This window comes from Kitasatospora putterlickiae, assembly GCF_039527695.1.
In the GTDB taxonomy this organism is placed as follows: Bacteria; Actinomycetota; Actinomycetes; order Streptomycetales; family Streptomycetaceae; genus Kitasatospora; species Kitasatospora putterlickiae.
In genome coordinates this window covers 5495-16051 of sequence record NZ_BAAAKJ010000061.1, presented here as the reverse complement: position 1 = coordinate 16051, position 10557 = coordinate 5495, and the positions used below count along the sequence as shown (strand labels likewise).

The 10557-nt window shown below is 75.5% G+C and carries 10 protein-coding genes and 1 pseudogene; 4 read left to right on the top strand and 7 right to left on the bottom strand.

The features are described 5' to 3' along the window. On the top strand, window positions 1-1623 hold a 1623-nt coding region (locus ABD308_RS06930; protein ID WP_344329236.1), incomplete at its 5' end, for a S9 family peptidase. A 53-nt stretch (window positions 1624-1676) separates the two neighbouring features. Here the strand turns inward: ABD308_RS06930 and hutI are convergent. Genes hutI through hutU form a run of 4 tightly spaced genes read right to left on the bottom strand, consistent with a single transcriptional unit; the run spans window position 1677 to window position 7148 of the window. Continuing rightward, window positions 1677-2846: an imidazolonepropionase gene (hutI, locus tag ABD308_RS06925; protein WP_344329291.1), complete on the bottom strand. Its 1170-nt coding sequence runs from the start codon at window positions 2844-2846 to the stop codon at window positions 1677-1679. A gap of 41 nt (window positions 2847-2887) precedes the next feature. Then, a complete protein-coding gene (locus ABD308_RS06920) occupies window positions 2888-4264 on the bottom strand; it encodes a formimidoylglutamate deiminase (RefSeq protein WP_344329233.1) in 1377 nt (458 codons plus the stop codon). Beyond that, on the bottom strand, window positions 4255-5457 hold the full coding sequence (locus tag ABD308_RS06915) for an allantoate amidohydrolase (protein WP_344329286.1): 1203 nt from the start codon (window positions 5455-5457) through the stop codon (window positions 4255-4257). The genes ABD308_RS06920 and ABD308_RS06915 overlap by 10 nt, the downstream gene beginning before the upstream one ends. A 17-nt stretch (window positions 5458-5474) precedes the next feature. Then, window positions 5475-7148, bottom strand: a complete 1674-nt coding sequence (gene hutU / locus ABD308_RS06910) for a urocanate hydratase (RefSeq protein WP_344329281.1) — start codon at window positions 7146-7148, stop codon at window positions 5475-5477. A gap of 171 nt (window positions 7149-7319) precedes the next feature. Here hutU and ABD308_RS06905 point away from each other — a divergent pair, with 171 nt between their 5' ends. Continuing rightward, a complete protein-coding gene (locus ABD308_RS06905) occupies window positions 7320-7886 on the top strand; it encodes a Uma2 family endonuclease (protein WP_344329230.1) in 567 nt (188 codons plus the stop codon). A 10-nt stretch (window positions 7887-7896) separates the two neighbouring features. On the opposite strand, the gene ABD308_RS06900 is transcribed toward ABD308_RS06905, so the two are convergent. Next, entirely contained in the window at window positions 7897-8217 is a 321-nt protein-coding gene (locus ABD308_RS06900; protein ID WP_344329227.1) for a hypothetical protein, read from the bottom strand. 107 nt (window positions 8218-8324) lie between these two features. Here ABD308_RS06900 and ABD308_RS06895 point away from each other — a divergent pair, with 107 nt between their 5' ends. Then, window positions 8325-8804, top strand: a complete 480-nt coding sequence (locus ABD308_RS06895) for an SRPBCC family protein (RefSeq protein ID WP_344329220.1) — start codon at window positions 8325-8327, stop codon at window positions 8802-8804. Window positions 8805-8811: 7 nt separating this feature from the next. Here ABD308_RS06895 and ABD308_RS06890 read toward each other — a convergent pair whose 3' ends face one another. Beyond that, window positions 8812-9681: a MurR/RpiR family transcriptional regulator gene (locus ABD308_RS06890; RefSeq protein WP_344329208.1), complete on the bottom strand. Its 870-nt coding sequence runs from the start codon at window positions 9679-9681 to the stop codon at window positions 8812-8814. A gap of 220 nt (window positions 9682-9901) precedes the next feature. Between ABD308_RS06890 and ABD308_RS06885 the strand changes: the two genes are divergently transcribed. Then, on the top strand, window positions 9902-10345 hold the full coding sequence (locus ABD308_RS06885) for a hypothetical protein (protein WP_344329196.1): 444 nt from the start codon (window positions 9902-9904) through the stop codon (window positions 10343-10345). A gap of 75 nt (window positions 10346-10420) precedes the next feature. Here the strand turns inward: ABD308_RS06885 and ABD308_RS06880 are convergent. Beyond that, window positions 10421-10557: pseudogene (locus ABD308_RS06880) on the bottom strand (hypothetical protein); the annotation flags it as partial.

Sequence of the window (10557 nt, the reverse complement as noted above, 5' to 3'; positions counted from 1 at the left end):
GGCGACGGCGGCGGGGACCACGCGCTCGCCGAACCCGAGCACCCCGAGGTCCGCTACGGCGTGCCCGAGCACGTCGCCGCCGAGTCCATGCACCGCCACCGGGCCCACTGGTGGTCCCCCGACGGCGCGCGGCTGCTGGCCGCCCGGGTCGACGAGCGACGGCTGAGCCGGCTGTACCTCGCCGACCCGGCCGATCCCGCCCGCCCGCCCCGGGCCATCCGCTACCCGCTGGCCGGCACCGCCAACGCCGAGGTCACCCTCTGGCTGCTCGGCCTCGACGGCGGGCGCACCGAGGTCCGCTGGGACCGGGCCGGGTACGAGTACCTCACCGCCGCCGGCTGGGACGGCCACGGCCCGTACGCCGCCGTCCAGAGCCGCGACCAGCGCACCGTGCTCACCCTCGCCGTCGACCCCGCCGACGGCGCCACCCGCGTCCTCGCCGAGCGGCGCGACGAGCACTGGGTCGAACTGCTCCCGGGCCTGCCCGCCCGCACCGCCGCCGGCGCACTGGTCGACGCCGCCGACGACGGCGACACCCGACACCTGACCGTCGACGGCAAGCCCGTCACCCCCGCCGGCCTGCAGTTGCGCTCCGTGCTCGGGACCGACGGCGAGCAGGTGCTCTTCACCGCCTCCGACGAGCCCACCGAGACCCATCTGTGGTCGTGGGACCCGGCCGCGGGCGCCGTCCGGCTGAGCGAGGAGCCCGGCGTGCACACCGGCACGCGGCGCGGCGGCACGCTCGTCCACACCGCGCACACGCCCGGCGCGCCCACCGGCCGCACCACCGTCCACCGCGACGGCTCACCCGCCCGCACCCTCGTCTCGCACGCCGAGACGCCCTTCCTCACCGCCCGCCCCGAGCTGCTCCGGCTCGGCCCCCGGGAGCTGCGCGGCACGCTCTTCCTGCCCGCCGGCCACCGCGACGGGGACGGCCCGCTGCCCGTCCTGGTCGACCCCTACGGCGGCCCCGCCACGCAGAAGGTCACCGCCGCCCCGCACTGGTGGGACCTCACCTCCCAGTGGTTCGCCGACCAGGGCTTCGCCGTGCTCGCCGTCGACGGCCGCGGCACCCCCGGACGCGGACCGCGCTGGGACAAGAGCGTCTTCGCGGACGTCGCCACCCCCGCCCTCGACGACCAGGTCGAGGCCCTGCACGCGACCGCCGCGCTGCGCCCGGGACTGCTCGACCTCGGCAAGGTCGCCATCCGCGGCTGGTCCTACGGCGGTTTCCTCTCCGCCCTCGCCGTGCTGCGCCGCCCCGACGTCTTCCACGCCGCCGTCGCCGGGGCCCCGCCCACCGAGCACCGGCTCTACGACACCCACTGGAAGGAGAGGTTCCTCGGCCACCCCGACGAGCACCCCGAGCGGTACGACGCCGCCTCGCTGCTGCCCGACGCCCCCGGCCTGCGGCGGCCGCTGCTGCTGATCCAGGGCCTCGCCGACGACAACGTGCTGCCCGCCCACACCCTGAGGCTGTCCGCCGCGCTGCTCGCCGCCGGACGCCCGCACGAGGTGCTGCCCATCGTCGGCGCCGGCCACTCGCCGGGCGACGAAGCGGTGGCGGAGCACCTGCTCCACCACCAGCTCGACTTCCTGCGCCGGTCGTTGGACCTCGGCTGAACACGGCGGCGTGGCCGGGGAGCGGCCGCCCCCGGCCCCGCCGTCCGGAGCGCTCAGACCTCGCGCACGCCCGCCCGCCAGACCGCCGCCGTCAGCGGCACGCCCGGCCGGTAGGCCAGGTGCACGTGCGAGGGCGCGTCCAGCAGCTGCAGATCGGCCCGGGCGCCCACCCTCACCGCGCCGACGTCCGGACGCCGCAGCGCGTGCGCGCCGCCCGCCGTCGCCGCCCAGACGGCCTCGTCGGGCGTCATGCCCATCTCGCGCACCGCCACCGCGATGCAGAACGCCATCGAACTCGTGAAGCTGGAGCCCGGGTTGCAGTCGGTGGACAGCGCCACCACCGCCCCCGCGTCCAGCAGCCGGCGCGCGTCCGGATAGACCGCCCGGGTGGAGAACTCGGCGCCCGGCAGCAGCGTCGCCACCGTCGCGGAGCCGGCCAGCGCGGCCACGTCCTCGTCGGTCAGGTGGGTGCAGTGGTCGGCCGAGGCCGCCCCCAGCTCGACGGCCAGCCGCACGCCCGGACCGTAGGTGAGCTGGTTGGCGTGCACCCGGGGCGTCAGCCCGCGCGCCACACCGGCGGTGAGGATCGCCCGCGCCTGGTCGCCGTCGAAGGCGCCCTTCTCGCAGAACACGTCCACCCAGCGGGCGTACGGGGCGCAGGCGTCCAGCATCGGGCCGGTGACCAGCCCGACGTAGCCGGCCGGGTCGTCGGCGAACTCCGGGGCCACCACGTGCGCGCCCAGGTAGGTGGTCTCCGGCGTGTACGCGGAGGCGATCCGCAGCGCCCTGGCCTCGTCCTCGACGGTGAGCCCGTACCCGGACTTGCACTCGATCAGCGTGGTGCCCTGCCGCAGCGCCTCGCGCACCAGCCGGGCCAGGTTGGCGTCCAGCTCGGCGTCGGCGGCGGCCCGGGTGGCGGCCACGGTGGTGCGGATGCCGCCCGCCGAGTAGGACTGCCCGGACATCCGGGCGTTGAACTCGGCGGTGCGGTCGCCCGCGAACACCAGGTGGGCGTGCGAGTCGACGAAACCGGGCAGCAGGGCGCGGCCCGCCGCGTCGAACCGCTCGTCGGCGGCGGGCGCCTCGGCGGCCGGGCCGACCCAGGCGACGGTGTCGCCGTCGATCACCACCGCCGCGTCGGTGAGCAGGCCCAGCGGCCCGCTCCCGTGCCCGGGGTCGTTGGTGACCAGCGTGCCGATGCCGGTGATCAGCGTGCTCGGAATGCTCGGGGAGGTCACGTCATACCTTTCGGGGAGCCGGTGTCTCAGCAAGTCAGGGCGTCGATCGAGGACTTCAGCGCGCCCGGCACATCCGGCACCAGCTGGTGCACGCCGTCGCGCACCACGTGCCGCCCGCCGACCACCACGTGCCGCACGTCCGCCGCCGAGGCCGCGAACACCGCGATCTCCGCGCCGAGCCGGGGCGCGGGTCCGGCGGTGCGCACCGAGTCCAGCCCGATCACGGTGAAGTCGGCCAGCGCCCCGGCCTCGATCCGCCCCGCCTCGGGCCAGCCGAGCGAGGCGTGCCCGTCCTCCGAGCCGGCCCGCAGCAGCGCGTTCGCCGTCCAGTGGCCGCGGGTGCGGGTGCGCAGCCGCTCGTCCAGCTCCAGCGCCCTGGCCTCCTCGAACGGGTCGACGACGGCGTGGCTGTCGCTGCCGAGGGTGATCGGGCAGCCGCCGGAGGCCAGCTGCCGGGCCGGGCCGATGCCGTCGGCGAGGTCCCGCTCGGTGGTGGGGCACATGCAGACGGTGGTGGAGGAGTCGGTGAGCAGCTTGACGTCCTCCTCGGTGAGGTGGGTGGCGTGCACGGCCGAGGTGCGCGGGCCGAGCGCGCCGTGGTCGGCGAGCAGCCGGGTCGGGGTGACGCCGTGCGCGGTCAGGCAGGCGTCGTTCTCGGCGGTCTGCTCGGACAGGTGGACGTGCAGCGGCGCCCGGCGCATCGCCGCCCAGTGGGCGACGGTGCCGAGCTGCTCGGCGGGCACGGCGCGCACCGAGTGGACGGCGGCGCCGATCCGGGCGTGCTCGCGCTCGCGCAGCGCCCCGGCCCGTTCGGCCCAGGCGTCGGCGTCGCCGTCGCTGAACCGGAGCTGCGGCTTGGTCGGCTCGGCGCCGAAGCCGGAGGACAGGTAGCAGGTGTCGAGCAGGGTGATCCGGATGCCGGCCCGGGCGGCGGCCTCGATCAGCGCCTCGCCCATCGCGTTGGGGTCGTCGTAGCGGACGCCGCCGGGCGCGTGGTGCAGGTAGTGGAACTCGCCGACGGCGGTGATCCCGGCGAGCGCCATCTCCGCGTAGGCGGCGGTGGCGAGCGCCAGGTAGCGGTCCGGGTCGAGCGCGCCGGCGAACCGGTACATGGTGTCGCGCCAGGTCCAGAAGGTGCCGGAGCCGACCTGGACGTGGCCGCGCAGCGCCCGGTGGAAGGCGTGCGAGTGCGCGTTGGCCTGGCCCGGCAGCAGCAGGCCCGCCAGCCGGACGGCGCCGGGCGGGCAGGGGCCGCTGTTCGGCTGCACCTTGGCGATCTTGCCGCCGGCGCCGGTGTTGATCAGGACGTCCTGCTCCACCACCGGTCCGTTGACGTGCGGCAGCCAGGCGTACTGCGCCCAGAAGGTCGTCGATTGCGCGCCCGCGGCACGGCCTACTGACACGCCAGGTCCTCCAGTACGTCGGCGAGGGCGGCGACGCCGGCCAGGCAGTCGGCCGTCTCGGCGTGCTCCGCCGGGGAGTGCGAGACGCCGCTCGGGTTCCGCACGAACAGCATGGCGGCCGGCACGGCGGATGCCAGGATTCCGGCGTCGTGTCCCGCGCCGGTGGGCAGCACGGGGGCGCCGCCCGGGCCCTCCTTCCCGCCGATGACCCGCGCGAGGCGGTCGCGCAGCGGGCCGTCGAAGTCCACCACCGGGGTGTAGGACTCGCGGGTCAGCTCGACCCGGACGCCGTCGCGCTCGCCGCGCTCGGCCGCGACCCGTTCGATCTCCTCGACCAGCGCGGCGAGGGTGGCCTCGTCGGCCGCCCGGGAGTCCAGCCAGCCGCGGACCAGGGAGGCGATCGCGTTGGTGCCGTTGGGCTCGACGGCGACCTTGCCGAAGGTGGCCAGCGCGCCCGCGAGCCGCGCCTTCTTGCGGGCGGCGAGCACGGTGGTGGCGTAGGTCAGCATCGGGTCGCGGCGGTCCTCGATCCGGGTGGTGCCGGCGTGGTTGGCCTCGCCGTGGAAGTCGAACCGCCAGCGGCCGTGCGGCCAGATCGCCGAGGCGACACCGACCGGCTGGTGCTCGGCCAGGTGGCGGCCCTGCTCGACGTGGAGTTCGACGAAGGCGCCGATCCGGGCCAGCCGCTCGTGGTCGGCGCCGATCGCGGTCGGGTCCTGGCCGGCCCGCTCCATCGCGTCGGGCAGCCGGACGCCGTCCGCGTCACGCAGGTCGTACGCGGCCTCCCGGCTCAGCACACCGGCGGTGAGGCGGGAGCCGATGCAGGCCACGCCGAACCGGGCGCCCTCCTCGTCGCCGAAGTTGACGATCGCCAGCGGCCGGCCGAACCGCGCGCCCCGGGCGCGCAGTTCGTCCAGCGCGGCGAAGGAGGACACCACCCCGAGCGGGCCGTCGAAGGCGCCGCCGTCGGGGACGGAGTCCAGGTGCGAGCCGGTCACGACGGCGCCGCCGGCGGCCGGATCGCCCAGCCACGCCCACTGGTTGCCGTTGCGGTCCAGCTCGTAGGCCAGGCCCCGGTCGCGGGCCTGCTGCTCGAACCAGGCGCGGCACTCGGCGTCGGCGGCGTTCCAGGCGTACCGGCGGTAGCCGCCGGACGCGGCGGAGCGGCCCACGGGGAGCAGCTCCGCCCACATCTCCTCGAAGGACGGCGTCACAGTTCACCCGTCGGGCTCTGCTCGGCCATGGGGACGCGCACGCCGCGCTCGTCCGCCACCTCGGCCGCCCGGTCGTAGCCGGCGTCGACGTGCCGGATGACGCCCATGCCGGGGTCGTTGGTGAGCACCCGGCGGATCTTCTCGCCGGCCAGCGCGGTGCCGTCGGCGACGGTGACCTGCCCGGCGTGGATCGAGCGGCCGATGCCGACGCCGCCGCCGTGGTGGATGGAGACCCAGGACGCGCCGGAGGCGACGTTGACCATGGCGTTGAGCAGCGGCCAGTCGGCGATCGCGTCGGAGCCGTCCAGCATCGCCTCGGTCTCCCGGTAGGGGGAGGCGACCGAGCCGCAGTCCAGGTGGTCGCGGCCGATCACGATCGGCGCGGACAGCTCGCCGCTCGCCACCATGTCGTTGAAGCGCTCGCCGGCCTTGTCGCGCTCGCCGTAGCCGAGCCAGCAGATCCGCGCGGGCAGGCCCTGGAAGTGCACCTTCTCCTGGGCCATCCTGATCCAGCGGTGCAGCGACTCGTTCTCCGGGAAGAGGTCGAGCACGGCCTTGTCGGTCTTGTGGATGTCCTGCGGGTCGCCGGAGAGCGCCGCCCAGCGGAACGGGCCCTTGCCCTCGCAGAACAGCGGGCGGATGTAGGCGGGCACGAAGCCGGGGAAGGCGAAGGCGCGGTCGTAGCCGGCCAGCTGGGCCTCGCCGCGGATCGAGTTGCCGTAGTCGAACACCTCGGCGCCGCGGTCCTGGAAGCCGACCATCGCCTCGACGTGCCGGGCCATCGACTCGCGGGCGCGCTGGGTGAACTCGGCGGGCTTCTCGGCGGCGTAGGTCGCCATGTCGTCGAACGCGACGCCGACCGGCAGGTAGGCCAGCGGGTCGTGGGCGCTGGTCTGGTCGGTGACGATGTCGATCGGCGCGTCCATCGCGAGCAGCCGCGGGACCAGCTCGGCGGCGTTGCCGAGCACGCCGATGGAGAGCGGCCGCCGCTGGTCGCGGGCGGCGGTGGCGAGCTCCAGGGCGTGCGGGAGGTCCTTGGCCTCGACGTCCAGGTAGCGGTGTTCGATCCGGCGGGCGATCCGGGACGGGTCGCAGTCGATACAGATCGCCACGCCGCCGTTCATGGTGACGGCCAGCGGCTGGGCGCCGCCCATGCCGCCGAGGCCGGCGGTGAGGGTGATCGTCCCCTCCAGCGTGCCCTGGAACCTCTTGTTGGCGACGGCGGCGAAGGTCTCGTAGGTGCCCTGCAGGATGCCCTGGGTGCCGATGTAGATCCACGACCCGGCGGTCATCTGCCCGTACATGGTGAGCCCGAGGCTCTCCAGCCGGCGGAACTCCTCCCAGTTGGCCCAGTCGCCGACCAGGTTGGAGTTGGCGATCAGCACGCGCGGCGCCCACTCGTGGGTCTGCATCACGCCGACCGGGCGGCCGGACTGCACCAGCATGGTCTCGTCCTGCTTGAGCCCTTCGAGCGTGCGCACCATGGCGTCGAACGAGCGCCAGTCCCGCGCCGCCTTCCCGGTGCCCCCGTACACGACCAGCTTCGACGGGTGCTCGGCCACCTCGGGGTCGAGGTTGTTCATCAGCATCCGCAGGGCCGCCTCCTGCTGCCATCCCCGCGCCGTCAGCCCCACCCCCCGCGCCGCCCGCACCTCACGCGGCCCGCTCACCTGCTGCACCATGTCCCGGCCTCCTTGCGGATGAATTCATTCATGCTCAACCCGGCTGAATATATCCAAACATTCAGCCCCCGGCCAGAGGCCGACCCGATCCGATCGGCACCCCGGCGACAGGCTCCCCCGCGCTACGCTGCCCCCGCCGAACCCCAACGGAGGGACACCATGCCGGAACTCCCCGTACACCCCGGCGCCCTCCGCACGGCAGCCGGCCGGCTCAGCCGCCTGACCGGCCTCGGCGTCGAGGTCATCGGCGGGACGCTGGTCCTCGCCCCGCCCCGCCGGGGCAGGCACGCGGGAACGGTCGAGCGGCTGCGGGCGCGGCTCGACGCGGGCCTGCCCGACGGGTTCGCCGCCTACCAGTGCTCGTCCCTCGGCATGCCGGGCGACCGGGACGACTACGCCACCCCCGATCTGGTGGTCCTGCCCGTCGACTGGGGCGGCGACGAGCACTGGCTCGCGGACCCGCACGAGGCGGCCCTCGCCGTGGAGGTGGTCCCCCGCTCCAAGGGCGCGCGGGACGTCACCGTGAAGAGCGACTGGTACGCGGCCGCGGAGGTCCGCGCGCTGCTCGTCCTCGATCCCCGGAACGGCACGTGGACGCTCCGCACCGATCCGTGCGACGGGGCCTACCGCGGCACCGTGCGGGGGCGGTACGGCGAGCCCGTGGTGCCGGCGGCGCCCCTCCCGGAGGGGCTGAGTACCGACGGGCTGCCGTTGTACGCGGGTTGAGGTGGTCGCGCTACGCCGCGGCGTCGTCGTCCCAGTGGATGCCGATCTCCTCCAGCCAGCGGCGGTCGGCGGCGTCGGGGACGGGGACGCGGGGCGGGCGGGGGATCTCCTGGACGGGGCCGAGGCCGTAGCGGTCGGCGGCCGCGGCGGCGCGGGCGTCGGGTTCGATCACGCCGACGTGGACGACGGTCTCGTCGCCCGGGTCGAGGACGGTGAGTTCGGGGTCGGGCAGACGGCGCAGGGTGACGCGGCGTCCGCAGGTCGGGCAGGACCACTCGTCGGCTCCGGAGGCGAGCCGGCCGACGAACTTCATCTCGTGGATCACGCGCATGGCGGCACCCCCTGACTGGAGTGATGCCCGCCCTGGGCGGATCGCCAACCTGCGGGTACGGTCGGCGGGGCCGGCGTTCGGGCCGGAGGCCAACGGGGAGGAGCGGCATGGACCGCGAGTGGGGTGTCGAGGAGAGCGTCGGCGTGGCGGCGGAGCCGGCGGTGGTCTACCGCGCCGTCAGCGAGGTGCGGCGGATGGGCGAGTGGAGTCCCGAATGCCGGGCGGTGTGGGCGCGCCGGGGGCCGCTGCGGGCCGGTGACCGGTTCGTCGGCTTCAACCGCCGGGGCCTGTTCGTCTGGTTCACCACCTGCCGGGTGACGACGGCCGAGCCGGGGCGCGAGTTCGCCTTCCGGGTGGACTCGTTCGGGCTGCCGATCGCCGAGTGGGGCTACCGGTTCGCGTCCGACGGGGACGGCGGCACGACCCTCACCGAGTACTGGCGGGACCTGCGGACCGGGCGGGGCGCGCCGGTCGCCGAGCTGCTCGGCAAGGTGTTCACCGGGGTGCCCCCGCAGCGGCGGGCGGCGGCCAACCGGGCCGGCATGCGGGCGACCCTGGAGCGGATCCGGCGGGCGCTCGCGGTCTGACCGCGCGCTACTCCAGGAACAGGCCGCGGGCCGCCGCCGACTGCTCGATGGCCTCCAGCCGGGCCTCGGCGCCGGGGAGTTCGTCACACATGGTCTGCAGCAGCACCCGGCCGAGCATCATCGGGGCGCAGGCGGTGTCGAAGACCAGTCCGGTGCCGACGGCGGCCGGCAGCATCAGGTCGGAGAGCTTGGCGACCGGCGCGAAGACGCTGTCGGCCACCGTGATGACGGTCAGTCCGCAGTCGCGGGCCACCGCCAGGGCGTCCATCAGCTCGCGCGGGTAGCGCGGCAGGGCGAAGCAGAGCAGGACGCCCGCGCCCGCCGCCGCGGCCTGTTCCAGGCGGTCGGCGAGCATGCTGCCGCCCTCGTCGAGCAGCCGGATGTCCGGGTGCACCTTGGCGGCGAAGTACGCGAAGCCGCGCGCCTGCGCGGAGGCGGCGCGCAGGCCGAGCACGGGCAGCGGCCGGGAGGCGGCGAGCAGGCGGGCGGCACGGGTGATCGGCTCGGGGTCGGCGAGCAGCTCGGCGAGGTGGCGCAGGTGCTCGATCTCGGCGAGGACGGCCTGCTGGTGCTCGTTGCGGACGGCGTCGGCCGGGGTCTCGGGGGCGGCGGGCTCGCCGGCGCCGAGTTCGCGCAGCTGCTTGCGCAGCGCCGGGTAGCCGTCGTAGCCGAGGGCGACCGCGAACCGGGTCACCGAGGGCTGGCTGACGCCGGCGAGTTCGGCGACCTCGACGCTGGAGAGGAACGGCGCCTCGGTGGCGTGCCGCACCAGCGAGTGCGCGATCCGCCGCTGGGTGGGGGTGAGCCGGTGGCCTTCGAAGAGCTGGAGCAACCGGGCGGAGGGACCGACCGGGCCGGCGTCGTCGGTGGCGGTCATGGCGGTACCTCCGGATGCGAGCTGTTCGGATGACTGTGCAGCAGCGGGCGGCCGCTGGCAAAGACGTCTCGTACGACGGGACGCCGGCTGAGACGTCCGCCACGCGGGCCCCGCGCGGGGCGCCGACGGCCTCGGGGTGACCCTGAAATCCCCCTGAGACCGCCCTGATTCCCGGCGAAGTGGTGGACCCGCCCGGTCCGGTGGGCGCAGGCTGGTGTCCATGGACACTCGCCAGGACGGCCTGCGGCGCGATCTGGAAGCGACGCTGGAGGCCCGCAAGGAGCTCGGCAAGGAGTACGAGTCGGAGCTCCTCGACTCCTTCCTCTCCCGGCTCGACGCCCGGTTGGACGCCCGGGTGGAGCGCCGGGTCAGCGAGCGGCTCGGCCCGGCCGACGGGTACGGCCACGCGGCCGGCGCCGACCGCCCCTACGGCGGCCCGCACGGCCACGGTCACGGGCGCCGGGGCGGCCGTTCGGGGGTCCGGCTGCCGATCGTCTCCATGGCGCTGGGCATCCCGCTGTCCGGCATCGCCGCCGGCGCCGGCGGGGTCTGGGGCCTGCTGGTGTGCTGGGGCGGCATCGTCGGCGTCAACATCTCGTCCGTACTGACCGATCGGGTCGAGGAGAAGCGCCGCGCGGCGGCCGCGCGGAGCGAGTGGGACTGACACGGTGTCCTGAGCCACCGCCATCCGTCCCACCCGCTCCACCCGCTCCGCACGCTCCGTCCAGCCGTCCGGCCGTCAGGCCAGCGGCCCGGTGACCCGCTCGACCGCCCGCACCAGATCGCCGGAGGCGACCAGCGCGGCCGCGGCCTCCAGGTCGGGCGACAGGAAGCGGTCGCGCCCGGCGCCCTCCACCCCGGCGGCGCGGGCGGCGT